Here is a 25775-nt window from a genome sequence, read left to right as displayed (position 1 = left end):
AGAACTGGGGAGAACGGAAAAATGCGCCGTGCCGTATGCGATCACACAAATCTGCCATGGGCGGCACGGCCGGCGGCGCATCGCGCCCGGATTCTGGACTGCGCCTGCGTTGTACTGGCGCTGGCCGCCGCGGCTCCGGCGCAGGCGGTCACCGCTAGAGCGGGAGGCGAGGAGTATCGGCAGTTGATCGAACAGGCGCGTGCCGGTCGCCATGATTGGGCGCTGGAACGCCTGGCCGAACAGGCCCGGCTGCATCCGCAAGACCCGCGCATCAGGCAGGACCAGTTGATCGTGGCCGGCTGGGCGGGCCGCCATGACGAAGTGCTTCGCCTATACCAGGCATTGCCCCCGAAAGCCCTGCCCTTGCCCCGCGCCGCCCTGGCCGCGGTGGCCCGGGCATACCGGGACGAACGCCAGTGGCCCGCAGCCTTGTCCTTGTATCACGAAGGAATACGCCGCTTTCCTGGAGACGCCGACTTTCGCCTGGGCGAGGCGCTGGTGCTGGCCGACTCAGGGGAAGCGGAGGCCGCGCTCGACATGGCCCATGGCCTGGTGGAACGGTCTCCGAACAATCCGTCCAGCCATCTCGTCCTGAGCTATGCGTACAGGCTGAATCAGCAGCCCTATGCCGCCCTGGAGGCGGCCTCCAAAGCCTATTCGCTTGCACCCGCAAACCGGAACGTCGTAGAGGAATACATCAGCGCGCTGGCGGCCGCGGGGCTCGCCGACTCGGCGCTGCGCGTGGCGCGCGACCATTCCGACATGGTCCCTGCCCGCCACATGCTCGACCTGGAAGGCGATCGTGCGGCCGAGTTGACCCGGCTGGCCTCCAGGCCGTCCCGCCAGGAGACCGAGCGCTATGCCGTGGCCGACCGGGCCCTGCAGGCCTACGCCCAACTGCCGCCCGATGGCGAAGCAAAACCGGAGGGCTACGCGGCCCTGGCGCAGCGTGAGCGCATCGATCGGCTCATCGCATTGCATTCGCGCGCCCGAATGGGCGAAGTGGTAAGCGAATATGAGAAACTGCGCGCCGAAGGCGTAGAGGTACCCCACTATGCTCTGGGCCATGTCGCGGATGCCTACCTCGACCAGCGCCAGCCGGAAAAAGCGGCCGAACTCTATCTGCAGATCCTCAATGCCGAGCACTCGCGCCAGGTCGACCCGTCGGTGCGCCTGAGCCATCAATCCGGCCTGTTCTATTCCCTGGTGGAATCCGAACGCTTTGATGACGCACAAGAGGTCGTGTCGGGCGCCCTGGAGGAACAGCCCGCCTGGCGCCATCTGAAAGGCACGCCGGTGCCCCAGCCCAACGACCTGAACCTGGAAGCAAGCCAGTATGCCGCCATGGGGCATCACTATGCCGACGATACCGTTCAGGCACAGGAAGGCCTGGAACACCTGGTGGCCCGTGCCCCCGGGCATTCGGGCCTGCGCAGCGCCCTGGCCCAGGTCTACCTGGCCCGCGGATGGCCCCGGCGCGCCGAAGAGGAACTGAAGATCGCCGAGACCCAGACGCCACGCTCGCCGGCCGTGGTCGCGGAACAGGGCAAGACGGCCATGGCCCTGCAGGAATGGAGGCAGGCCGACCTGCTGATTTCCGACGTGGCGGCGCGCTACCCGGAAAACTCTTATTCCAGGCAGCTGGTGCAAGACTGGGAACGCCATAACCGCGCCGAACTGCGCATTTCGGCCACGCGCGGGCTGGCATCGGACAGCCCGGTCGCGGGCAATGGCGACCTGGTCACGGATGCGGTGGTCTACACGCCCCCCATCGACTACAACTGGCGGGGCTTTGCGGGCGGCGGTCTGGCGAAGGCCGACTTCGATGAATACGATGCCGACTACCATTGGTTCCGCGCCGGCGCCGAATGGCGCAGCCGGGGCCTGACTGCGGAAGCCGAAGTCTCTTCCAACCATTATGGCCGCGGCGCCAAGGTCGGCGCCCGCGTGCAGCTTGCCCACGACCTGGATGACCAATGGCAAATAGGCGGGCAGTACGCGTTCCGCTCGCGCGAGACCCCCCTGAAGGCGCTGGCCAACGACATCACCGCCAACCGCCTGGACGCTTATGTCCGCTGGCGGGCAAGCGAACGGCGGGAGTGGAGCCTGACGCTTTCGCCCTCGCGCTTCAGCGATGGCAATCGCCGGACGGAGGCCGCCATATCCGGCCGCGAACGCCTGTACACGGCGCCGCACGTCAAGCTGGACGGCCATCTCGATATCTCGGCTTCGCACAACACACTGCAGGACGCCCCCTATTTCAACCCTCGGGCCGACTTGTCGGTGCTGCCCTCCTTGTCCCTGACGCACACCTTGTACCGCCGCTACGACACGGTACTGGAACAGCGCTTCATGCTGGGCGCGGGCATCTATGCGCAACGCGGCTATGGGTCGGGCGCCATAGCGGCGATCGGATACGGCCTTCGCTACCGCTTCAACGAAATGCTGGACGCCGGAGTAAGCATCACAGGCGTCAGCCGCCCCTACGATGGCGTGCGCGAGCGCGAAGCCCGCGTCATGTTCGACCTTCAACTCCGATTCTGAGACACGAGATGGCTGCCTATCCGACCCGCCTGTCCTGCCTCGCACTCCTGTTCTGCGCCCTGCTCGCGATGGCGGGCTGCGCGGGCCAGCGGACGACGTTCGTACCGCCCGACCAGCGTCCCCTGGACAAATCGGAGCAACCCTGGCCGCTCAATCATTACCTGGTGCTGGCCTACCATGACGTGGAAGACGAGGATCCGGACCAATCCTTCGTGTCCGTGCGCACCAATCACTTGATCGAGCAGTTCTCGTGGCTGCGCGACAATGGCTACCGGCCCGTCACGGTGGACCAGATTCTGGCCGCCCAACGGGGCGGTCCGGCCCTGCCCGACCAGGCGGTGCTGCTTACCTTCGACGACGGCTACCGAAGCTTCTACACCCGTGTGCTGCCAATACTGAAGGCCTTCAAATGGCCGGCCGTGCTGGCGCCGGTAGGCGTCTGGGTCGACACACCGACCGGATCCAGCGTCGATTTCGGCGGCAAGAAGGTCGAAAGAAGCCGCTTCCTTACCTGGAGCCAGATCGCCGAGATCTCGCGCTCGGGCCTGGTGGAAATCGGGGCCCATACCGATGCGCTGCATTACGGCGTGGTGGCCAACCCCCAGGGCAACGAGCAGCCCGCGGCCGCCGCGCGCATCTATGACCCGCAAAACCGCTCCTATGAAACAGATGCGGCCTATGAACAGCGCGTACGCCGGGACGTCAGGAGCATCAGCGAGAAGATCCGGCGCGTAACCGGCAAGACCCCCAGGGTGTGGGTATGGCCCTATGGCGAGGCAAGCGGCCAGGCGCTCCGGATCGTTCAGGAGAACGGCTACGAGCTCGCCCTGAACCTGGACAACAGCCTCGCCTCGGTCGACAAGCCGTTCAGCGTGCCCCGGCTTCTGGTGGCCAACGACCCTACCCTGCAAAGATTTTCCCAGGCGGTCGTGAACATGGAAAACACCGTGGAAATGCGGGTGGCCCATGTCGACCTGGATTATGTCTACGACAGCGATCCCGAGCAGATGGAGCGCAACCTGGACAAGCTTGTCCAGCGCGTCGCCAACCTGGGCGTCAACACGGTGTTCCTGCAAGCCTTCGCCGACCCCAACGGCGACGGCCTGGCGCGCGAACTCTACTTTCCCAATCGCCATCTGCCCATGCGTGCCGATCTGTTCAACCGCGCCTCATGGCAACTGCGCAGCCGTGCGTTCGTCAAGGTCTACGCCTGGATGCCGGTGTTGAGCTTTCAGCTGGACCCTTCGCTGCAGCGGGTCACCCACTGGTACCCGGAGGGACCGCGCGTCGATCCCGGGCAGTACCAGCGGCTGTCGCCCTTCGACCCGCGTGCGCGGCAGCAGATCATCGACATCTACGAGGACCTTGCGCGCAGCGCGCTCTTTGGCGGAATCCTGTTCCACGACGATGCGCTGCTGTCCGACTTCGAAGATGCCAGCCCTTCTGCGCTGGCCGCCTATCGCGCTGCTGGGCTGGGCGACTCGATCGAGCAGCTGCGCTCGGACCCCGACACCCAGCAACGCTGGACACGTTTCAAGAGCCTGTATCTGGTCGACTTCACCAAAGAGCTGGCGCAGCACGTGCGCACCATACGCGGACCACAGCTGATGACGGCTCGCAATATGTTCGCCTCGCCCATCGTCGAGCCGGAAAGCGAGGCCTGGTTCGCCCAGAACCTGGACGACTTCCTGGCCGCCTACGACTGGACCGCGCCGATGGCCATGCCCTGGATGGAGGGCATATCAGAGGCGGAAAGCAAGGCCTGGCTGCGTCGCATGGTCGACACTGTGGCCGAACGTCCGGGCGCGCTCGACCGCACCGTCTTCGAGCTGCAGGCACGCGACTGGCGCCGCGGCCCCGACGGATCGGAAGCGGGCCACGTGGATTCGGTCCTGCTGGCCGACTGGATGCGATGGCTGCAGATAAGCGGGGCCCGGAATCTCGGCTACTACCCCGATGACTTCGTGCAGGACGAGCCCCATCTGGAAACCGTCCGTCCCTTTCTGTCCAACAATTGGTATCCCTTCCAATGACTGCGCGCCTGACTGCCCTGCTGATCCTGTGCATCGTCCTCGGCATCCCGATCGGCCTGACCATTCTGACCACGAGCAGCCTGCTGCTGAGCTTCGTGTTCTTCTACCCCTTGTTCATGTCGGGCATCTGGATGGCGGGCGGCCTTTACTTCTGGCTGGTCTGGGAAAGACGCTGGCCCTGGGCCCCGGGCAAGATCACACCCGTCCTGCCCGGCAACCCTCTCATCAGCATCGTCATACCCTGCTACAACGAGGCCGAAAACGGGGCGGAAGCCATACTCGCGGCGCTGGCCCAGCGATACACCCACATTGAAGTGATTGCAGTCAATGACGGTTCGACGGACGACACGGCCTCGATGTTCGACGAACTCGCCGCCCAGCATCCGGCCCTGCGCATCATCCACCTGGCCCGCAACCAGGGCAAGGCCATGGCGCTGCGCATGGGCGCCATGGCGGCGCGCGGCCAGTACATCGTCTGCATCGACGGCGACGCCATGCTCGAGCCCGATGCGGTGGCCTACCTGGTAGCGCCCATGCTGGGGCGGCCGCGGGTGGGCGCAGTCACGGGCAACCCGCGCATCCGGACGCGCTCCACCCTGGTGGGCCGCATACAAGTGGGTGAATTCTCGTCGATCATCGGGCTCATCAAGCGCACACAGCGCGTCTATGGCCAGCTCTTCAGCGTGTCGGGCGTGGTCACGGCGTTTCGTGGCCGGGCCCTGGAGGACGTGGGCTACTGGAGCCTGGACATGATCACCGAGGACATCGACATCACCTGGAAGCTGCAACGCAACCATTGGCAGGTGTTCTTCGAGCCGCGCGCGCTGTGCTGGATATTGATGCCAGAAACCCTGCGCGGCCTGTGGAAGCAACGCCTGCGCTGGGCCCAGGGCGGCGCCGAGGTATTCCTGAAGAACATCGGGCTGTTCGGCAGTTGGGAACACCGCCGCATGTGGCCCCTGATGCTCGAGTTCATGCTGTCGACCATCTGGGCCTTTGCCATGGCCCTGACCGTATTGCTGTGGCTGACCGGATTGCTGTTCGACGTCGAACCCGCGCTTCGAGTGTCGCGGGTCTGGCCTCCGTCGTTCACCGGCATGGTGTTGGCCGCGACCTGCCTGCTGCAATTCGCGATCAGCGTTTTCATCGAACGACGCTACGAACGCGACATCTCGCGCGCCCTGTATTGGATCGTCTGGTATCCATTCGTGTACTGGCTCATCAACCTGTGCACCACTCTCGTCAGTTTCCCCAAAGTCATGCTGCGCATCCGCCGCCGGCGCGCCCGGTGGACCAGTCCGGACCGCGGCATCAAGGAGTTGTCATGACCCCCATCATCCGCACCCATCGCTCACGCGCCCTTGTCATCATCGACGCCCTGATAACCGCCCTGGGCTGGCTGGCTTTCAGCTATCTGGCCACGGCGGGCATCATCGCCGTCATGACGGGCCTGGACCACAGCTTCGAGTTTTCCTTGATGGGCAGCGAAGTACCCGTGACCCATGCCTTGCTGCTGTATGTGACCATCGCTGCCCTGAATGCCTTGATCCTGATTCTGTGGGGCACCTATCGCAGGCGCTCGACCCGGACCGCGCCGCAGAGCAACGCCGCTTCGGATGATGCCTCGCTGGCCGAACGGTTTGCGCTTTCAGGCGCCCAGCTGCAAGACATAAGGCTGAGCCGGCTGCTGGTCATCCACCATGCCGACAACGGCGAAATCAGCCGCTGGGAAGGCTATGACGCCTCGAATATACGCCTTACGGCCTAGATCGCGAGCGACGCAAAACAGGCGAAAAGACTTACGCCGTATGGCGGTCGCCACTTTAGGGCATACGCCTCATGTTGTGCTGCGGATGGCTCTTTATTATGAACATACGGTTTCCACAAGTAATAACACCTTTCTTTTGTAAGCGCGAGAGGGGGCAGGCAAATGAGACGCTGGATCAAGCATGGCCAGGCAGCGCTGTTCACTTTGGGTTGGGTGGCCGCCTACGCGGCGACGGCACAACTGGACAGTGACCTGTTACAGAAAAGGCCTGAAAGAAGCGTACTCGACGATCCTCTGAGCGGCATCGTGGTCAACCGTACCGTCACCGTGCTGGGCAACGATTTCTATCAATACTTCGCACGTGCATGGCGTGAGAAGGACGGCGATCACCGCTACTCGATCTCCGTGCACGAACGGCCTTCCGCGCGCTGGGGCAGCGAGATCTGGGTCCAGTATCGCCAGCAACGGGTGTTTCACATGTTTCTGTCGCCGGCCCGCCAGGCAGCCAAGGAAATCAGCGAGCAGGCGGCCCAGCTCGTTTACGAGAACGTCGTCAATAGCGAGATCCAGCGGATGCTGGTTCAAAGCCAGGACTTGGGAGAAGAGGAGCTCTAAATGAAGACCAAACACAGACTCCATGGCGCGGCATACTGCGCATCAGCGGCCTTGGCGGCCCTGCTGGCAAGCTCGCCCGCCACGGCCACCGAAATGGTGTACTACCCGCTCAACCCCTCCTTTGGAGGAAGCCCGCTGAATGGACCGGTGCTGCTGAATTCCGCACTGGCCACCAACAAACATACGGATCCGGCGGCCGATCAGGATTTGTACGGCAGCAACCAGCAGTCGCCGCTGGAAATATTCCAGGACACGCTCGAGCGCGCCATTCTGGGCCGACTTGCAGCATCGGCCACTTCGCGCATCGTGGGCGAGGACGGCAAGCTGATCCCGGGCAATCTCGAAACCGAGAACTTCACCATCAACATCGTCGACGTGGGCGGCGGACTGCTCTCGATCACGACCGTGGACAAGGTGACCGGCGGATCAACGACCTTCCAGGTGGGACAATGAAGACGCGCGCCCGCCACCCGGCCGCCCTACGCCCGGCACGCGGCCTGAAGGCCGCCGCCCTGGTCGTTGCCTGCGGCGTGCTCACCGCCTGCGCCTCTTACCGGGAACCCGTGGAAGTGGGCACGGCCGCCCAGCTGACGCCGGCCACCCCCTCTACCCACGACCTGCTCAAGCTGCCCGAGCCCAAAGGCAAGATCGTGGTAGCCGTGTATGGCTTCCGCGACCAGACGGGCCAGTACAAGCCTTCGCCGGACAGCTCGTTCTCGACCTCGGTCACACAGGGCGCCGCCTCGATGCTGGTCAAGGCGCTGAAGGATTCAGGCTGGTTCACCCCGGTCGAGCGCGAAAGCCTGCAGGAGCTCCTGACCGAGCGCCGCATCGTGCGCGCGCTGGACGGATCGCAGGACAAGAACGCGCCGCAGATCAGCATACCCGCGCTGCTGCCCGCCTCGATACTGATAGACGGCGGAATCATCTCGTACGAAAGCAACGTCCGGACGGGCGGCCTGGGCGCGCGCTTCCTGGGCATAGGCCTGTCGACGCAATATCGCATGGACCAGGTGACCGTGGGCCTGCGCAGCGTCGACATCCGCAGCGGCCGCGTGCTGCAGACCGTCTCGACGACCAAGACGATTTTTTCCTACGAGGTCCGGCCCAGCGTCTTCAAGTTCGTGAACTTCAAGGACCTGCTGGAAATAGAGGGCGGCATCACCCAGAACGAGCCCGCACAGCTGTGCGTGAAGGAAGCCATCGAGGCGGCCGTGGTGCATCTGACGGTCCAGGGCCTGAAAGACAGCAACTGGGCCTTGAAGAATCCCGACGACTGGAACTCTTCGATCATCCAGGACTATCTGCGTGCCGAGGCCGGCTACGCACAGCCTCTGGATGAAGCGCAGGCGTCCACTGTCGCGGCCGCATCGACGGCTGCCCAGTCCGAATGACCAGGCACCCAATCGAGTTGTGATCGGGCCCGGTTCTGAAGACCGCCGGGTACCCGTGAAGCATCCCCGGTCTTCATAACGAGGAGAAACACTATGACTTTCAAACTATCCGCCATCGCATTGGGCGTCGGCATCATGTTCGGCGCGGGTTCCGCCCTGGCCGACACCGCCACTATCTCGCAAACAGGCTCGTGGAACGATTCGTCGATCGAGCAGTACGACAACAACAACGCTGTCTCGACCATCACGGTAGACGGCTACGGCAACGATGCCGTGGTCGTCCAGCAGGACGTGAACTCTGCATCGGCCCACATCACCCAGACCGCAAACCGGGGCGATGCCACGATCGATCAGAGCGGGTCCGAATACTGGCACCACACCGTAGCGGGCAACAACCAGACCGCCAATATCAATCAGACATGGGGTTGGGGCAACACCGCGTGGGTCACGCAGCGCGGCGACAACACCGACGCCATGATCACCCAAGGCGGATTCGGCAACCTGGCTGGCATCGAGCAGCGGGGCACCGGCAACACCCTGGTGGCGGCAAGCATCACCCAAAGCGGCACGCTCAATGACGGCTACGTCGAGCAAAGGGGTTCCAACCTGAACGCCAGCATCAACCAGACCGGCTACAAGAACGAAGGAGTGATTCTGCAAACCGGTTCGGGCCATGTTGCGACCATGACCCAAGTGGGCGCCCACAACGTCGGCTACATCAAGCAGCGCTAAGAGCCGCGCCAGTCGCTGATCAGCGCGATGCCGGCCCCTGGCACGGGTTGTGCATCGCGCCCCGAGCGAACGGCTGCAGGCCGAATCAACACCGACACGTCGAAATCAACAGGAGCATGAACCATGAATGCCGACACCGACCTGCAGGTATGGCTGGAAACACAAGCCCAGACACGGCCCGGGATAATCGTGCCCTACGTGCAAAGCAGTCACTCCACCCATTTGCGCTATCTGCTTCGCACCACGGTAACCCGAGGCGGAAGCAGCAGCCGGGTAAGCCAGGGCGGCATGCTGGAAGTACCTGCCGGTACCGCCGTACCCTTGCCCCGCTTGGCCGTCAGCCAGCCAGATGGACAATGCCGTATCGAACTGGTACTGGCTGAGAAAAAGGGTTCGGAAAGACACTATGAATTTGACTGCGCTTCTGCGCGCCCCGCAGCGGGCTACTGACATATAACCGCAGTTTATTCACTCATATACTTAGTATTTATCCCCATATTTTATATTTATTTATTTACTCATACATTGAATTACAATGTTGCAGTTAATTTCCAATGAAATCATTTACTTGTACATATTATTTCATTTAAATTATTGACGTCGCGAAAAGGGCGAAAATACGCCACATAGAGGGGAGCCGCCTGCTGGGCAGGCCCAGTGCAGAATCATCCTACGTGCAACAACCGTTTGTTGCGATCGGCAAGGGGATACTTTGTGCGCCACACCAGTCAGACGCGAATCCCAACCCTCTAACATGCAACGTCGCACGTAGGAAGATAAGCATGACCATTATCAAAGTAGTGGAACCACATGCAATACTCCGGTTGGGACTCCTGCAACTCATCGCCAACGTCGTCCCCGACGTCAAGATCGAAGGCGCAGACTACGCCGCCATGACCGGAGCCAGCCGCGACCCGCGCGACATCGACCTCGTGCTACTGTCGATCTCACCCGCAGAAGACACCAACCACCTGATAGACGCGGCGCTGCACGCCTACGCGCCCCGCTCCATCATGCTTCTGTCGGACCATCATCAGTTGCCGGGCTCTATCGCCCTGCCCGCCGCCGTATGCGGGTATGTGCCCAAAAATGCCGACCCCGAGGTGCTGCAAGCGGCCATCCGCCTGGTCCTTGCCGGCGGCACTTGCTTCCCCTTGCGCAAGCAGATCACGCCGGAGCAAAGGGTGCGCCCGTCCAAGCGGCCCGACACGCCAGGTCCCGACAGCAAGGCCCAGGAACCGTGCCAGGGCAAGCTTTCGCTGCAGGCGCATGCCGAGTCGGAGATGCTGGGCCTGACGCCTCGACAGTACGAAGTGCTGGTGCTGCTGGCCAGGGGCTATCCGATGAAGACGGTAGGCCGCTATCTGAATATCTCGGTGGCCACGGCCAAGGCGCATACGGAAACCCTGTACCAGCGCCTTGACGTGCACAACCGCAATGCGGCGGTCTATGCCGCCGTGTCGCGCGGCGCCAAGCTGGGCTGGACCTGCATCGGCGGGCAGTCCGAGACCTCGGGCCGGTAGCCGCCGGCCCGGGCTTTTCCCGCCGCGGACGCCGGGGTGGGCTTGTGCTCGTCCATATGCCGGGACAGTTCGCAAAGCAGCGGGCCGGGCACGCTGGCAAAAGGCCGTGATTCGGGCATGCCAATGTAGAAACCCTGGCCACCCGGTATGCCGATGCCGCGCAGAAACTGCAGCTCTTCCACTTGTTCAATGCCCTCGGCGACCACTACCGCCCCCGACTCGAGCGCAATGTCGCGAATCGAGCGCAGGAACTGCTGCTTGAGGGAGTCAAGATGGACGTCGCGCACAAAATACATGTCGACCTTGACGTATTCGGGCTTGAACTCCGACCAGCGGCGCAGGCTGGAATAGCCCTCACCCAGGTCATCGATGGCCAACTGGAAGCCCGCGCCTCGATACGACGCGAGCAGACCGGGGAAATGCTCGCGATCATGGACGGAGTGCTCTGTCAGTTCGAGGACGATCCGGGCCGGCGCCAGGCCCAGGCTCTCGAGGTTCAGGGCCATGGCCTTGCCGTCGCGGGCAAGCCGCGGCAATGCGGGCGCACCGATGTTGAGAAACAACTGGCCGGGCAGGCCAAGGCCGGCAAAGCGGCGCAGCAAGGTCTGGCAGCAACGCAGCTCGAGCTCGATGGTCAGGCCGTTCTCGCCCGCCACCCGGAATAGGTCCAGCGGCGAACGCAGCGGGCTTCCGGAGGGGCCGCGAATGAGTCCCTCGTAGCCTACGAGGGTCCCCCGCTGCAAGTCGACAATGGGCTGGAACACCGGCACGAGCCGGTCATGCCTCAGGATGTCGCTCAGGCAGTCGAGCAGAGTCGCTTGAATAGGTTCCCCCTGAAATCCGGGCGGGCTTCCAGCAACCTCGTGCAACGACATATTCAACGCCTCCCGACTTTCACACCAACACTACAGCGCGCAGCCATAGGGTTCGCAAGGGTATAACGGACGACGCGAAGAAAAATTTAGCGCCACCGCGTCGATGCTATCTTACAACGGTGTTGCGCTTGCTGGCATCCTACATCAGGCCTAGTTCCAGTTTGCCATGCTCGCTGATCATCTCACGGCCCCATGGCGGATCCCACACCAGGTCGACGCTGACGTTTTCTACGCCGGGAATCGACATCAGCTTGGTGCGCGCTTCATCGGCGATGAAGGTGCCCATGCCGCAACCTGGCGCAGTCAGTGTCATGTCCACTTCGATGCGGAACGTGCCCTCTTCCTGGCCCGGCAGCACCTCGCAGCGATACACCAGCCCCAGGTTGACGATGTCCACGGGAATTTCAGGATCGTAGCAAGTGGCCAGCAGTTCTAATGCCGAGGCCTCGACCGACTCGGCCGTGACAGGTCCGGAGGCGGGCTGGACCGCCGGCGCCTCGACCGGCTCCAGGCCCAGGGCGTCTGCATCACGGCCCTCGATGCGGTAAAGATTGCCTTCTACGTAGACGGTGTAGCTGCCGCCCAAGCGCTGGGTGATTTGTGCCACGCAACCTTCCTGGATGGTGACGGCCTCGCCAAAAGGCACCGACACGGCCGGGCAGTCCCGGCTGACGACAACTTCATTGGGTCTTCTATTGTGATACATGGAACAGCCTCATTCGGTTTTGGCGGTGTCCGCCACGCCGGCCAGGGCGTTATGCAAGGTGTGCCAGGCCAGAGTCGCGCACTTGACCCGCACGGGAAACTCTTTGACGCCGGCCAGCACCTGCAGCTTGCCGAAGTCGCGCCCTTCGGGCTGGGACTCGGTAAGCATGGCGTGGAAATCGCGAAACAGGGCCTCGACTTCGTCGAGCGGCTTGCCGCGCACCGCTTCGGTCATGAGCGAGGCCGACGCGGTAGAGATCGCGCAGCCCTGACCCACGAAACTGGCTTCGGCCACGACGCCGTTTTCGACCCGCACGTAGACGGTGAGCTCGTCGCCGCAAAGGGGGTTGTGGCCGCGTGCAACGTGGCTGGGCCGCTCCATGCCATGATAATTTCGCGGGCTTCGGTTGTGGTCGAAGATGACTTCCTGGTAAAGCTCGCGCAGATCGGGCTGCATGTCGCTCATGAGGCCTCCTGTATGCCGAACAATGCCTGGGCCTTGCGCACGGCGGCCACCAGGGCCGTGACGTCATCGACGCTGTTGTACAGGGCGAAGGAGGCCCTGGCCGTGCCCGGTATGCCGTAGCGAGTCATGATGGGCATGGCGCAATGATGGCCGGCCCGTATGGCCACGCCCTCGGAATCCAGTATGGTGCCCAGATCGTGCGGATGGATGCCGTCTATGACAAAAGAAAGAATGCCCGCCTTCTTGCGCGCCGCGCCGATCAGCCTTACGCCGGGCAAGGCCGATATCTCTTGCGTTGCCAGGTCGAGCAGATGCTGCTCGTGCGCGGCGATGCGATCGAGTCCGACCGACAGCACGTAGTCGATGCCCGCCGCCATGCCTATGACGCCCGCGATGTTGGGCGTGCCCGCCTCGAACCGCTGCGGCGCGTCGGCATAGGTAGAATTCTCGAAGCTGACGGTAAGAATCATGTCGCCGCCGCCCTGCCAGGGCGGCATGGCCTGCAGCAGTTCGCGCTTGCCGTACAGCACGCCGATGCCGGTAGGCCCATAAAGCTTGTGGGCCGAGAAGGCATAGAAATCGCAGTCCATGGCCTGCAGGTCGACGGACTGGTGGGCCACGGCCTGTGCGCCGTCGACCAGCACCCGTGCGCCCGCTCCATGAGCCAGGCGCACGATCTCGTCGACGGGATTGACCGTTCCAAGAGCGTTGGACACATGGGCCACACAGACCAGCCGCGTGCGCGGACTCAACATTGCTTCGTACTGGTCCATCAGGAGTTCGCCGCGGTCATCGATGGGCGCGACCTTGATCTGCGCTCCGGTCTGGTGGCAAAGCAGCTGCCAGGGGACAATGTTGGAATGATGCTCCATGCCCGTGAGCAGGATTTCGTCGCCCGCCTTCAGGTTGGCCCGGCCCCAGCTCTGGGCGACCAGATTGATGGATTCAGTGGTGCCGCGCGTGAAGACGATTTCGTCGTCATGGCTTGCGTTGAGAAACGCGCGCACGGTGGCGCGGCCCGCTTCGTACAGGTCGGTGGCATGCTGCGACAGCCAATGCACACCGCGGTGGATGTTGGCGTTGGATTGCTCGTAGAAATCCGATTCGGCCCGGATGACCGACAAGGGCTTTTGAGTAGTGGCCCCGTTGTCGAGATAGCAAAGGCGCTTGCCCCGGACCGGCCGCGCGAGTATGGGGAAATCGTGCGCGAGATCCAGAATGGGTTGCGAAATAGCGCTGGATGCATTGGCGCTCATGCAATGTCTCCAAGAAGGCTGCCGCCCGGCAGCAATGCCCGAACCGTGGCGGCCACGCGGCGGCGCATGGGCTCCAGCGCAATGCGCTGAAGCGCCTGGGCCGCGAAAGCGTAAGTCATGACGCCATGCGCATGCGCCTCGGACAGGCCGCGGGAACGCAGGTAGAACAGGCTTTCTTCGTCTATCTGGCCCACCGTCGCCCCATGCGCGCACTTGACGTCATCGGCATAGATTTCGAGCTCGGGCTGCGATGTGACCCGAGCCGTGCGCGACAGAAGCAGGTTGTCGGAACGCTGGATGGCATCGGTGCCATCGGCGCCCTGCCTGACCTGGATGCGTCCGGTAAACACTCCCTGCGCCGAATCGGACAAGATGCCCCTGTAATACTCGTGGCTTGTACTGTCGGGCCGGGCGTGATCGATGCAGGTATGGTGATCGACGTGGCGCCGCCCGTCGGCATAGAAAAGGCCATTTAGCAGCGCATGGCAATGCCGCCCGTTGAAACGCGTTGCGATATCGTTGCGCGCCAGCCTGGCGCCGAACGAAATGGAGTGCGATTCATAGGTCGAGCCTTCGTCCTGCTGGATGTCGACCGACGCCAGGTGGAAGGCCTCTACGTGCTCTTGCTGCACTTTCAGGTGGGTCAGCCGCGCATCCCGCTCGAGCCTGCCGCGCAGCACGGTGTTGGTCAGCGTGAACGACCCGGCGCTGCCCAGGTAATGCTCGACCAGCGTGGCGCTGGCGCCCTGACCCAGCAGCACCACGCTGCGCGGGAAGCTGGCCGCGCCCGCGCCGGCGGCAATGTGCACCAGGTGCAGCGGTTCGTCGAGCGAGGTGCGCGCCGCCAGTTCGACATAGGCGCCGTCCGCCGCCAGGGCCAGATTCAGGGCGGCGGGGCTGCCGCCTTCTTCGGCCTGGCCCAGGCTGGCCTCGAGCTGCCCGGCATCACCGGCCAATACCTGCGCCAGCGGTGCAATGCGCACGCCCTCGGGCAGGCTGCCGATACGAGACAGGCCGGCCTCGAACCGCCCGTCCACGAACACCATCCAATGGCCGTTCTGCCCCTGGCGCAATGCCTCCAGATCGAACCCCGACGGGGTCCCGCGCGATCCGTCGAACTTCTGCTGCTGCAGGAAGGCCAGCGAGGTATGGCGCCAATCTTTGTGGCGGGTGGTGGGCCAGCCTTCGGCCATGAAGCGGTCGAGCGACCTTTGGCGCGCGTTGGCCAGCCAGGGTGCACGAGCCCCTGGCAGACTCGGCCCCTGGGCCTGCGCCCGGTCGAACCACGTTTGAAGCACTTCGCTCATGCGCTGGCCTCCTTGCCCTGGACGGCTTCTTTCTTGATCCAGCCATAGCCGCGCTCTTCGAGTTCGAGCGCCAGCTCGCGCCCGCCGGAGTGGGCAATGCGCCCCGCCGACAGTACGTGGACATGATCGGGCACGATGTACTCGAGCAGGCGCTGGTAGTGAGTGATGACGATCAGCGCGCGATCGGGCGAACGCAGGCGGTTCACGCCTTCGGCCACCACGCGCAAGGCATCGATGTCCAGGCCTGAATCGGTTTCGTCCAGTACTGCCAGACTGGGTTGCAGCAACGACATCTGCAGCACCTCGTTGCGTTTTTTCTCGCCGCCCGAGAAGCCCTCGTTGACCGAACGATAAAGAAATTCTTCTTTCATGCCCACGGTCTTCATTTCGGCCTTGACCAGGGTCAGGAAATCCATGGCGTCTAGCTCGGGCTCGCCGCGATGACGCCGTACGGCGTTGACCGCGGCCCGCAGGAAATAGGCGTTGGAGACACCCGGTATTTCGATGGGGTACTGGAAGGCCATGAACAGCCCTTCTCGTGCCCGCTCTTCGATGGGCATGGAGCACAGGTCGCGTCCGTTCCAGGTGATCGAGCCGCTTTCGATGTGAAAGTTTTCGCGGCCTGCAAGCACCTGGGCCAGCGTGCTTTTTCCGGAGCCGTTGGGCCCCATGATGGCATGCACTTCGCCCGCCCCGACCGCCAGGTCCAGCCCGCGCAGTATCTCTTTTTGGCCGATCTTGACGTGAAGATCCTTGATTTCCAACATGTTCCGTTCTCCTTAGCCGACGCTGCCTTCAAGGCTGACGCCCAATAGTTTCTGTGCTTCCACGGCGAATTCCATGGGCAGTTCCTTGAAGACCTCTTTGCAGAAGCCGTTCACGATCATCGAGACCGCGTCTTCGGCCGACAGGCCGCGCTGCATCGCATAGAACAGCTGGTCTTCGCTGACCCGAGAGGTGGTCGCCTCGTGCTCGACGTGGGCGCTGGGATTCTGCGCCTCGATGGTCGGGAAAGTGTGCGCCGCGCATTCCTTGCCTATCAGCAGAGAATCGCACTGCGTGTAGTTGCGCGCGTTCTCGGCCTTGGGCGTAACGCGTACCAGCCCGCGATAGGTGTTGCTGCCGTGGCCGGCCGATATGCCCTTGGAGATGATGGTGCTGGACGTGTTGCGGCCCATGTGGATCATCTTGGTGCCCGTGTCGGCCTGCTGGCGGTGATTGCTCAGCGCCACGGAGTAGAACTCGCCCACCGAATCGTCGCCGCGCAGCACCACGCTGGGGTATTTCCAGGTAATCGCCGAACCGGTCTCGACCTGGGTCCAGGAAATGCGCGAACGCGCGCCGCGGCAGTCGCCGCGCTTGGTGACGAAGTTATAGATGCCGCCCTTGCCGTCCTTGTCGCCCGGGTACCAGTTTTGCACTGTCGAGTACTTGATCCTGGCGTCGTCGAGCGCAACCAGCTCGACCACGGCCGCATGCAGCTGGTTCTCGTCGCGCATGGGCGCCGTACAGCCTTCGAGGTAGCTGACGCTGGCGCCTTCCTCGGCAATGATGAGCGTGCGCTCGAACTGTCCGGTATCGCGCGCATTGATGCGGAAATACGTGGACAGTTCCATCGGACATCGCACGCCCTTGGGTATGAACACGAAGGAGCCGTCGGAAAACACGGCCGAATTGAGCGCCGCATAAAAGTTGTCGCCCGGCGGCACCACCGTGCCCAGGTATTTGCGCACCAGTTCCGGGTGCTCTTGCACCGCCTCGGAGAACGAGCAGAAGATGACCCCGACCTCGGCCAGCTGCTTGCGGAAGGTGGTGGCCACCGACACCGAGTCGAACACCGCATCTACGGCAACGCCCGCCAGGCGGGCCCGTTCGTGCAGCGGCACGCCCAGTTTTTCGTAGGTGCGCAAGAGCTCGGGGTCGACCTCATCGAGGCTTTTGGGCCCGTCGGCCTTGCTCTTGGGCGCTGAATAATAGACGATGTCCTGGAAATCGATGGGCGGAAAGTCGACCATGGCCCATTCGGGTGTTTCCATCTCGAGCCAGCGCCGATATGCCTGCAGCCGCCATTCCAGCATGAACTCGGGTTCGCGCTTGCGGGCCGACAGCTGCCTGATCGTATCTTCGGACAAGCCCTTGGGCAAAGAGACCGACTCGACTTCGGTCACGAAGCCGGCCTCGTACTCGCGGTCCAGAAACGATCCGATGTTGGGGGAAACACTTTCCATTTGATATTCCTCTTGAAGGCGCGCCGAAGCGCGCGTCGCCGATTCAATTCAGACTAGTTGCTGCCTGCGCACCACGGCCCGAGTCCCGGGGGGGCGCGAAAGCGGAGGCGGCTGGGCCATGTCGGCCACTGACACGTCTTCGAGCGTGCGCCGCACGATCGCATTGATGCGCTGCCAGTTTTCGCGCAATGTGCAGCCGGTTTCAAAATCACAGCTGCCCGGCACAGCGGTGCATTCAGTCAGCCCGAAAGGCTGGTCTTCGAGCGCGTCGATGACCTGGGCGATGGAGATCTGCGCAGCCGGACGCCCCAGGGCATAGCCGCCCTGCACGCCGCGCACGCTGCGCACCAGCCCGTGCCGGCCCAGCAGCTTGAGCACCTTACTGACAGTAGGAGGGTTCAGGCCCAGCGCCCTGGCCAGCTCGGAAGCACTGCACAGGCGCTCGGGACAGCCGGCCATATAGGTAAGCACCAGGGTGCCGTAATCCATGATCTTGCTGATGCGCAACATGATGCGGGCTCCAGTGAATGTCTTGGCAGTTGGCGGCAAATACCGGCTTGGCCGCCCCGCTGCCTGCTTATCTATACAGTACTCTGCTGGTCCTATATGAGTCAAGCATGCCCCTACCCTTGGCAGGGTCAGGAGGAGGTGAGCTCTTCTTCGCCATCCTCCTGCCCCGCCTGCTGCAGCATCCACATCTGCGCATAGCGGCCTCCCTGCAGCAGCAGCTCTCGATGCGAGCCCTGTTCGATCACCCGGCCGTGGTCCAGCACCAGGATCTCGTCCGCATCCACCACCGTCGACAGCCTGTGGGCAATGATCAGCGTCGTGCGGTTGCGGGCAATCTGACGCAGTTCGTCCTGGATCGCCCGCTCGGTGCGCGTGTCCAGCGCGCTGGTGGCCTCGTCCAGGACCAGTATCGGCGGGTTCTTCAGCAGGGTCCGCGCAATCGCCACCCGCTGCTTTTCGCCGCCCGACAGCTTCAGGCCCCTTTCGCCCACCTGGGTTTCATATCCTTCCGGCAGGCTCATAACGAAATCGTGGATGCGCGATGCCCGGGCCGCCTCCACGATGTCCTCCCGGCTGGCGCCAGGGCTGCCATAGGCAATGTTGTACAGAATGGTGTCGTTGAACAGCACCGTGTCCTGGGGCACGATGCCGATGTGGCGCCTGAGGCTGGCCTGCTCGAGGTCGCGCACATCCATGCCGTCGACCTTGACCGCGCCCTCGCTTACATCGTAGAAGCGGAACAGCAGGCGCGAGAGGGTCGACTTGCCGGCACCCGAGGCGCCCACCACGGCAAGCGTGCGGCCGGCGGGAATCTCGAAGCTCACATCGAACAGTATCTGCCGGTTCAGCTCATAGCCGAAGTCCACATGCTCGAATTGCACCGAGGCGCTGCGCGTGTCCAGGACACGCGCCGAAGGCTTGTCGGCCACCTCGAGATTCTGCTCGAGCAGGCCGAACATGCGCTCCATGTCCGCCAGGGCGTGCTTGATCTCTCGATACACGAAACCCAGGAAATTAAGCGGCGCATACAACTGCGTAAGATACGCCGACACCAGAACCACGTCGCCCACGGTCATAGTCTGCTTTACCACGCCGCTGGCAGACAACCACAGCAGGGCCGTGACGCCCACGGTAATGATGACGCCCTGCCCCATGTTCAGCAGATTGAGCGACACCTGGTTCTTCACCGCCGATTCCACCCAGTTGCCCAGGTTGCGGTCGTAGCGGTTCAGCTCATAACTTTCGTTGCCAAAATACTTGACCGTCTCGTAATTGAGAATCGCATCGATCGCCTTGCTGTTGGCCTGGCTGTCCAGGTCGTTCATGCTGCGCCGGTACACCATGCGCTTCTCGGTAACCAGCAGCGTAAAGACGATGTACGAGGCAATGGTGCCCAGCGTGACCACGGCAAACAGGAAGTCGTAGCGCCACAGCAGTATGGCCGCCACCATCCCTATCTCGAGCAAGGTCGGCAGCACGTTGAACACCATGAAGTTCAGCAGGAAGCCGATGCCCTTGGTGCCGCGCTCGATGTCCCGGCTAAGCCCGCCGGTCTGGCGCTGCAGATGGAAACGCATCGACAGGGCGAACAGGTGCTCGAACAGGCGCACAGCGATACGGCGGATCGAACCTTGCGTGACGCGCGCAAAGAGCGCGTCGCGCAACTCGCCGAACACGCTGGAGGCCAGCCTGGCGAAGCCATAGCCCAGCAAGGCCGCCACCGGCTGCACCATCAGGGTCTGCGGCAGGCTCAGGCCATCGACCAGATCCTTCAGGAACAGCGGGGTGACCACGCTGGCGATCTTGGCCGCGATCAGACAGGAGAGCGCAAAGATGACGCGCCATTTGAACTGCCATACAAAGGGAAGTAGCGAACGTATCGTCTTGATGTCGTCGCGATTGGCTGGGGCCGGGCCCCGGTAGTGGATTCTGCTCATGAACGAAGATGAAAAGTGAAGGACCGCGAACGGCGGCGCAGGCAACACCTTATACAATAAACCCGCAATCAAGAAACCGGAGACCACATGGTCGACTCGACTTTCGACTACCACGCCGCCCTGTCCGCCTGCGCACAGGGCGACCCCCAGGCTCTGCAAGACCTCTACACACAAGAGGCTCCGCGCATGCTCGCCCTGGCCAACATCATGCTGGGCGACCAAACCGTCGCACAGAACGCCGTCCACGACGCCTTCGTGCTGGTATGGAAAAACGCCGGCAGCTACGACGCGCGCACGGGCAGCGCCCGCGCCTGGATCTACAGCATCATGCGCTACCGCAGCCTTAGCCTCCTGCGGCGCAACCCCGCTCCGTCCTCCGCCGCGCCGGCCACGCCCGGCGCCCCGCCGCTTCGCGAAGACGCCGCCGCCGGCGTTGCCGCAATGCTGGCGCGGCAGCCCGAAAATACGCGCAAACCCGTGCTCATGGCCTTCTACAACGGCCTGAGCTACCCTGACATCGCGGCCCGGCTGGGCTGCTCGACGGCCGAATTGCGCAATCGCGTGCGTTCCTGCCTTCGCGCCTTGCGGGAGTGCGAACCGGCATGAGCCTGCTGCATCACAAAGACGATTTCCTCATCGCCGAGTACACGCTCGGCCTGCTCGATCCGGACGAAGTCGCCCAGGCGCATGCCGTGCTTGGCGGCGACGACGACGCCGTAGTGTGCGCCCTGCAGTGGGAAGCCCGGCTGCTCGAGCTGACCGATGCGCTGACTCCCTTGAATCCCCCCGCGCCCTTGCTGGGGCGCATCCAGGCTACGCTGGGGCTGCCGCGCAACGCTCCGGTCCAGGCACGGCCCTCGGCCGGAACGGCCGCCTCGGCGCCGCCCGCCACGCTCGGTATGCGGCAAGCCGGTGCGGGGCAACGTCCCGTGCCGCCCGTGCAACGCCAGGCGCCCCCCCCTCCTTCACCCCGGGTTCCGGCACCGCCCGCCTCGTCGGCGCAGTCGGGCATGGCCATGGATTTCGAACCCCGGCTCATCCGGCCCGACGCGGCATCCACCGCCCAACCCCGGGCGGCGAGCCCTGACCGGTCCGTGGCTGATTCCGCCGGAGGCCCAGCTGTAAACACGCCCTCCGCGCATACGGCACCCGAAGCGCCCTCATCCGAACCGCAAAGAACCGGCGAGACGACCTCGGGCCCGCCGCGCGTACGCACTGCGCCGCCCGATCCCCTCGAGGCCTTTCGGCCGGGCGCCGGCTCGCGTCGGCCGCCCAGGCAGGCGATCTGGCGCAGCCTTTGGTTCTGGCGCGCCCTCAGTGCGGCATTGGCGATACTGGCGGGGGTGCTGGTGCTGCCCAAAGACACGTTCAAGCACGACCCCGCACTCAGCGCCTCGCTGCAGCCGCCCAGCACGCCGGCGCCCAAGATCGTGCAGATTGCCATCATGCAGGCCCCCGGACTCAGTTCGACACCCGGCTGGGTGCTGACCGTCGACAGCCGGCAAAACCTCGTCCTGGCTCCGCAGGTGGATATTGTCGTGCCCGAATCGGAATCAGTGTACTTGTGGACCCACAACGAACAGTCGCCTCATCCGCGGCTTCTTGGCGTGGTCGATCCCACCCGCTCCTTGACCCTGCCCATGGAAGTCACCGGCGAGATCGTTCCGGGGCAGATCTTTGAAATGACGCAAGAATCCAACGTCGCACCGCCCAGAGAGCCCGACGGACCGATACTGTTCATCGGACGCACCGTCAGCCTTGGATGAACACAGCGGGACTTTCGCGGTTGGGGGGGCCGTGCCTCTTCAGGCCGGCCCTGCCGCTTGAACACCGCCCCGGGGTCAATCCGACGCTACGGCGGCCTGCTGCAATGCCTGCAATTCGGCCTCGCTGAACCCAGCCTGCCGGCGGGCCTGCAGATTGAAGGGGCCGCGCAGGCGCGGAGCGCGATACTGGCGCGCCAGTTCACGATACTGCGCCACCGGGTCTAGCCCTTGCTGCCGGCATAAATGCCCGTACCATTTGTTGCCAATGGCCACGTGCCCGATCTCGTCACGCAGGATCACGTCGAGTATGGCCGCGCCCCGCTCGTCGCCCGCTTCCGCCAGCTTGCCACGGATGGCCGGCGATGCGTCCAGGCCGCGCGCCTCGAGCGTGCGGGGCACCAGGGCCAGGCGCGCCAGCAGGTTGTCGGAGGTGCGCTGCGCCATTTCCCACAGGCCGTCGTGGGCCGGAAAATCGCCATACTCGTGGCCCATGCCGCGCAGATGCTCGGCCAGCAGGCTGAAGTGATGGGCCTCTTCGCGTGCCACGCCCGCCCAGTCGCGGTAGAACCCGGCGGGCATGCCGGCAAAGCGCCAGACAATGTCCAGGGCAAGATTGATGGCATTGAACTCGATGTGCGCCAGCGAGTGTATGAGTGCCGCCCGGCCTGCCTCGGTATGCGCCGAACGCTGCTTTACCTTGAACGGCCCGACCAGTTCGGGCCGGGCGGGACGCCCGGGTATGCCCTGCGGTTCGGCTACACACCAAGATGAGTCGACATCGTGCGATGCATCGATCATGGCCACGGCGGCGATCTTGTCGGCCGGCGCCCGGCACAGCAGCGCCGCCAGGGCTTGCGCCCGCATTACTGCCCGCCGGAAGCGCCCAGGGCCTGGGCCAGTTCGTCGCGCGCAGCCTGCAGCTCGGCGCGCACCATTTGCAGCTCGTTGCCGCTGAGGCGAACCGCCGCCTCTTGGTCGAAAGGCGCCTGGGCGTCGCCCAGGCGGTTGCGCGCGCCGCTGATGGTAAAGCCCTGCTCGTAAAGCAGGTCGCGTATGCGGCGAATGAGCAGAACCTCGTGGTGCTGGTAATAGCGGCGGTTGCCGCGCCGCTTGACAGGCTTGAGTTGGGTGAATTCCTGTTCCCAGTAGCGAAGCACATGCGGCTTGACGCAACACAGGTCGCTGACCTCACCGATGGTGAAATAGCGCTTGGCCGGAATCGGCGGCAAGGTAACGGAGGTTTCAGTGGAACTCATGGGCGATCGTTATATGAATGAATGGCGTGGTTCGATCGGGCAGGCCCGGCGTGCCTTCTTGCTGCTTAGTCGGATCGGCTTGCTGACGTGGATGCCCCGGCCTGCTCGACCACGCTCTTGAGCTTCTGGCTGGCGTGGAACGTAACCACGCGCCGGGCTTCGATGGGTATGACTTCGCCGGTCTTGGGATTTCGGCCCGGGCGGGGGGGTTTGTCGCGCACCTGGAAATTGCCGAAGCCCGAAAGCTTGACCTCGGTGCCCCGGGCCAGGCATTCGCGGATTTCTTCAAAGAAGGTGTCGACGATATCTTTGGCTTCGCGCTTGTTCAGCCCTACCCGCTCGAACAGCAACTCGGCCAATTCGGCCTTGGTCAAGGTACGCGAGTCTGGATTCATACTAGATAAGCTCCTTAAGCACGCTGGCGCGCCCCATGGGCGTCGACAAGCGCCTGCAGCAATCGGCCCATGCACTGTTCGACCCGGGCGTCGTCCAGGGTGACCTGTTCGTCTTGCAGCCAGAATCGCAGCGCCATGCTTTTGTCGCCGCCCGCCGGGGCCTGCGACGGATCGCGCCATACGTCGAACAGCCTGATGTCCTGGACAATGCCAAGAGTAGCATCAGATTCAATGGTTTGGGTAAGGGTGTTCAGTAAATCCTGATACAAGACGTTCGCACCTACCCAGAAAGCCATGTCGCGCACGGCGACCGGCTGGCGCGAGAGCTCGCGCGGACGGGGCATGGGAGCAACCTCCAGGGCCTGGACGTCGATCTCGAACACCACCGGGGCATGCGCCAGGTCGGCCTGTTGCACCAGGCGCGGATGCAGCTCGCCCAGCCAGCCCACCGCCCGGCCGTCGAGCAGCAGGCCGGCGCCGCGGCCGGGATGCAGGGCCGGATGCTCGGCGGGCTGGCAGCACAATTGCGCCGCGCGCGCGCCCAGCAGGGTCTCGACATCTTTCTTTACATCATAGAAATCGACCTGGCGCGTGGGAGCGCCCCACTGCTCTTCCAGGGCCGGCCCCCATGCCGCCCCGGCCAGCCGCTGCGGCTGGGCCACCCCGGCTACGGACAGTTCGCCGTCGCGCACCGAAGCGTCGCGGTAAAAGACGCGGCCCAGTTCAAAAACCCGCACCCTGGGCTGCTTGCGGTTGACATTGTGGCATATGTTGTCGACCAGGCCGGCCATGAGGCTGGAGCGCATGACCGCAAGCTGGCTGGCGATGGGATTTAGCAGGCGGATGGGATCGGCGTTGCCGGCGTACTCGCGCTCCCAGTCTTCCTGGACGAAGGAGAAATTGACGACTTCCTGATAGTCCATGGCGGCCATGGCGTGGCGCAAGGCATGAGGCCCGCGCAGCGTCTCGGGATCGACGCGCATATGGGCCGGCGCGCGCGGCGGCTGGTCGGGCAGGCGCTCGAAGCCGTAGATGCGGGCCACCTCTTCGATCAGGTCTTCTTCGATTTCAATGTCGAAACGGTACGAGGGCGGCACCACGCTGAAGACCGCGTCGCGGCATTCCCAGGCAAAGTCGAGGCTATCGAAGATGCGTTCGACCTCGGCCTGTTCGACCGGCACACCCAGCACCCTGTGGCAGCGCTGCAGGCGCATCTGCACCGGCTTGCGCTCGGGAAGGTTGATGCTCTGGTCGTCGATGGGGCCGGCCTGGCCGCCGCAGACCTGCTGGATGAGACCGGTAATGCGCTCGAGGTCGCGCACGATGTTCTGGAAATCGACTCCGCGTTCGAAGCGATGGCTGGCTTCCGAGCTGAACTTGTAGCGCCGCGCCTTCCCCATGATGGCGTCGGGCCACCAGAATGCCGCCTCGACGTAGATGTCGGTGGTGTCCAGCGTGACCGCGGTGGCTTCGCCGCCCATGATGCCGGCCATGCTTTCCACTACGTCGCCGGCGGCGATAATGCCCACGTCGGGAGCAAGTTCCACCGTCTGGCCGTTGAGCAGCTCGAGCTGCTCGCCCTGTTTCGCCCAGCGCACGGTCAGGCCGCCCTGGATGCGCTGCAGGTCGAACACGTGGGTCGGACGGCCCAGTTCAAGCATGAGGTAGTTGGAAATATCGACCAGGGCCGACACCGAGCGCTGGCCGGCGCGCTCGAGCCGTGAAACCATCCAGTCGGGCGTCTGCGCACGGGCGTTGACGCCCCGGATGACGCGGCCGGCGAACCGGCCGCATAGGTCGGGCGCCTGCACGTCGACCGCCAGGCGATCGTCTATCTCGACAGCGGCCGGCAAGGCTTCCGGCAGGGCCAGGGGCGAGCCGGTCAGGGCAGAGACTTCCCGCGCCACGCCCAGTATCGACAGGCAATCGGCCCTGTTGGGCGTGAGCTTGAGGGTGAACAGCGTATCGTCCAGGTCGAGCGTCTCGCGCAGCGACTGCCCGACGGCCGCCTGGGCATCCAGCTCGAGCAGTCCGGCGTGGTCTTGCGACAGGCCCAGCTCGCGCGCCGAACACAGCATGCCGAACGACTCGACCCCGCGCATCTTGGCCTTGCCGATCTTCATGCCGCCGGGCAGCACGGCGCCCAGCCGCGCAAGCGGAACCTTCAGGCCGGCGGCGGCATTGGGTGCGCCGCATACGATCTGCAGCGGCTCGCCCGAGCCATCGTCCACGCGGCATACACGCAATTTGTCCGCGTCGGGGTGCTTCTCGACTTCGAGGATGTGAGCCACCACGATGCCGCTGAAGGGCGGCGCGACGGGCTCGGTTTCCTCTACTTCAAGGCCGGCCATGGTCAGACGATGGGACAGCTCGTCGGTGCCCAGGCCGGGATTAACAAACGTGCGTAGCCAAGATTCCGGGAATTGCATGATGTTTTGTCAGATCCGTTTGCAGCGGCTGGCGTC

At 63.9% G+C, this 25775-nt stretch carries 25 protein-coding genes; 12 read left to right on the top strand and 13 right to left on the bottom strand.

The genetic code is table 11. The features are described 5' to 3' along the window. The first annotated feature begins 21 nt into the window (after positions 1–21). From pgaA to C7440_RS18360, 10 genes are all read left to right on the top strand, one after another. Positions 22–2544: a poly-beta-1,6 N-acetyl-D-glucosamine export porin PgaA gene (gene pgaA, locus C7440_RS18405; protein WP_243410970.1), complete on the top strand. Its 2523-nt coding sequence runs from the start codon at positions 22–24 to the stop codon at positions 2542–2544. 8 nt (positions 2545–2552) lie between these two features. Next, positions 2553–4577, top strand: a complete 2025-nt coding sequence (gene pgaB / locus C7440_RS18400; protein ID WP_116519476.1) for a poly-beta-1,6-N-acetyl-D-glucosamine N-deacetylase PgaB — start codon at positions 2553–2555, stop codon at positions 4575–4577. Further along, on the top strand, positions 4574–5905 hold the full coding sequence (pgaC, locus tag C7440_RS18395) for a poly-beta-1,6-N-acetyl-D-glucosamine synthase (RefSeq protein ID WP_017522534.1): 1332 nt from the start codon (positions 4574–4576) through the stop codon (positions 5903–5905). The genes pgaB and pgaC overlap by 4 nt, the downstream gene beginning before the upstream one ends. Further along, on the top strand, positions 5902–6345 hold the full coding sequence (pgaD, locus tag C7440_RS18390; protein ID WP_017522535.1) for a poly-beta-1,6-N-acetyl-D-glucosamine biosynthesis protein PgaD: 444 nt from the start codon (positions 5902–5904) through the stop codon (positions 6343–6345). Before pgaC ends, pgaD begins: the two co-directional genes overlap by 4 nt. Positions 6346–6507: 162 nt before the next feature. Next, positions 6508–6960: a curli production assembly/transport protein CsgE gene (locus C7440_RS18385; RefSeq protein WP_017522536.1), complete on the top strand. Its 453-nt coding sequence runs from the start codon at positions 6508–6510 to the stop codon at positions 6958–6960. Next, complete coding sequence (locus C7440_RS18380) at positions 6961–7413, top strand: curli assembly protein CsgF (protein WP_116519475.1); 453 nt, start codon at positions 6961–6963, stop codon at positions 7411–7413. Beyond that, positions 7410–8354: a CsgG/HfaB family protein gene (locus tag C7440_RS18375; protein ID WP_116519474.1), complete on the top strand. Its 945-nt coding sequence runs from the start codon at positions 7410–7412 to the stop codon at positions 8352–8354. Before C7440_RS18380 ends, C7440_RS18375 begins: the two co-directional genes overlap by 4 nt. Before the next feature lie 93 nt (positions 8355–8447). Beyond that, positions 8448–9086, top strand: a complete 639-nt coding sequence (locus C7440_RS18370; protein WP_017522539.1) for a hypothetical protein — start codon at positions 8448–8450, stop codon at positions 9084–9086. Between the two features lie 123 nt (positions 9087–9209). After that, positions 9210–9536, top strand: coding sequence for a curli-like amyloid fiber formation chaperone CsgH (gene csgH, locus C7440_RS18365; RefSeq protein WP_116519473.1), 327 nt, complete (start codon positions 9210–9212; stop codon positions 9534–9536). Between the two features lie 332 nt (positions 9537–9868). Continuing rightward, complete coding sequence (locus C7440_RS18360; protein WP_116519472.1) at positions 9869–10609, top strand: response regulator transcription factor; 741 nt, start codon at positions 9869–9871, stop codon at positions 10607–10609. Here the strand turns inward: C7440_RS18360 and C7440_RS18355 are convergent. The 9 genes from C7440_RS18355 to C7440_RS18315 all read right to left on the bottom strand — a co-directional run bounded on the left by C7440_RS18355 (position 10534) and on the right by C7440_RS18315 (position 19893). Beyond that, complete coding sequence (locus C7440_RS18355) at positions 10534–11484, bottom strand: EAL domain-containing protein (RefSeq protein ID WP_116519471.1); 951 nt, start codon at positions 11482–11484, stop codon at positions 10534–10536. The genes C7440_RS18360 and C7440_RS18355 overlap by 76 nt on opposite strands. 139 nt (positions 11485–11623) lie before the next feature. Continuing rightward, complete coding sequence (gene sufT, locus C7440_RS18350) at positions 11624–12190, bottom strand: putative Fe-S cluster assembly protein SufT (RefSeq protein WP_017522543.1); 567 nt, start codon at positions 12188–12190, stop codon at positions 11624–11626. 9 nt (positions 12191–12199) lie between these two features. After that, positions 12200–12655 carry a Fe-S cluster assembly sulfur transfer protein SufU gene (gene sufU / locus C7440_RS18345; protein ID WP_116519470.1) on the bottom strand — a complete coding sequence of 152 codons (456 nt, stop codon included), beginning with the start codon at positions 12653–12655 and terminating at the stop codon, positions 12200–12202. Continuing rightward, the gene (locus C7440_RS18340; protein ID WP_116519469.1) at positions 12652–13911 is read right to left on the bottom strand and encodes an aminotransferase class V-fold PLP-dependent enzyme; all 1260 of its coding nucleotides are present in this window, start codon (positions 13909–13911) and stop codon (positions 12652–12654) included. Before C7440_RS18340 ends, sufU begins: the two co-directional genes overlap by 4 nt. Then, positions 13908–15218 (bottom strand): Fe-S cluster assembly protein SufD, encoded by a 1311-nt coding sequence (gene sufD / locus C7440_RS18335; protein WP_116519468.1) that lies wholly within the window; start codon positions 15216–15218, stop codon positions 13908–13910. The genes C7440_RS18340 and sufD overlap by 4 nt, the downstream gene beginning before the upstream one ends. Next, complete coding sequence (sufC, locus tag C7440_RS18330; protein ID WP_116519467.1) at positions 15215–15985, bottom strand: Fe-S cluster assembly ATPase SufC; 771 nt, start codon at positions 15983–15985, stop codon at positions 15215–15217. Before sufC ends, sufD begins: the two co-directional genes overlap by 4 nt. Positions 15986–15997: 12 nt before the next feature. Beyond that, a complete protein-coding gene (gene sufB / locus C7440_RS18325) occupies positions 15998–17446 on the bottom strand; it encodes a Fe-S cluster assembly protein SufB (RefSeq protein WP_116519466.1) in 1449 nt (482 codons plus the stop codon). 48 nt (positions 17447–17494) lie between these two features. Further along, a complete protein-coding gene (locus tag C7440_RS18320; RefSeq protein WP_116519465.1) occupies positions 17495–17956 on the bottom strand; it encodes an SUF system Fe-S cluster assembly regulator in 462 nt (153 codons plus the stop codon). A gap of 128 nt (positions 17957–18084) precedes the next feature. Further along, positions 18085–19893 (bottom strand): ABCB family ABC transporter ATP-binding protein/permease, encoded by a 1809-nt coding sequence (locus C7440_RS18315; RefSeq protein WP_116519499.1) that lies wholly within the window; start codon positions 19891–19893, stop codon positions 18085–18087. 87 nt (positions 19894–19980) lie between these two features. On the opposite strand from C7440_RS18315, the gene C7440_RS18310 reads away from it, so the two are divergent. Both C7440_RS18310 and C7440_RS18305 read left to right on the top strand, forming a co-directional pair. Next, the gene (locus tag C7440_RS18310; protein WP_116519464.1) at positions 19981–20499 is read left to right on the top strand and encodes a sigma-70 family RNA polymerase sigma factor; all 519 of its coding nucleotides are present in this window, start codon (positions 19981–19983) and stop codon (positions 20497–20499) included. After that, positions 20496–21659 (top strand): hypothetical protein, encoded by a 1164-nt coding sequence (locus C7440_RS18305; protein WP_116519463.1) that lies wholly within the window; start codon positions 20496–20498, stop codon positions 21657–21659. Before C7440_RS18310 ends, C7440_RS18305 begins: the two co-directional genes overlap by 4 nt. A 75-nt stretch (positions 21660–21734) precedes the next feature. Here C7440_RS18305 and C7440_RS18300 read toward each other — a convergent pair whose 3' ends face one another. From C7440_RS18300 to pheT, 4 genes are all read right to left on the bottom strand, one after another. Continuing rightward, complete coding sequence (locus C7440_RS18300) at positions 21735–22523, bottom strand: ferritin-like domain-containing protein (protein ID WP_017522553.1); 789 nt, start codon at positions 22521–22523, stop codon at positions 21735–21737. After that, a complete protein-coding gene (locus C7440_RS18295; protein WP_026067557.1) occupies positions 22523–22915 on the bottom strand; it encodes a MerR family transcriptional regulator in 393 nt (130 codons plus the stop codon). The genes C7440_RS18300 and C7440_RS18295 overlap by 1 nt, the downstream gene beginning before the upstream one ends. 65 nt (positions 22916–22980) lie before the next feature. Continuing rightward, positions 22981–23310, bottom strand: a complete 330-nt coding sequence (locus C7440_RS18290) for an integration host factor subunit alpha (RefSeq protein WP_017522555.1) — start codon at positions 23308–23310, stop codon at positions 22981–22983. 14 nt (positions 23311–23324) lie between these two features. Then, positions 23325–25739 carry a phenylalanine--tRNA ligase subunit beta gene (gene pheT / locus C7440_RS18285; protein ID WP_116519462.1) on the bottom strand — a complete coding sequence of 805 codons (2415 nt, stop codon included), beginning with the start codon at positions 25737–25739 and terminating at the stop codon, positions 23325–23327. Positions 25740–25775 lie beyond the last annotated feature (36 nt).

The sequence above is a fragment of the Pusillimonas noertemannii genome, from assembly GCF_003096595.1.
GTDB classification, from domain to species: Bacteria; Pseudomonadota; Gammaproteobacteria; order Burkholderiales; family Burkholderiaceae_B; genus Pusillimonas; species Pusillimonas noertemannii.
Note: the sequence above shows the minus strand (reverse complement) of the source record. Positions and strands in the feature narration are given on the sequence as shown.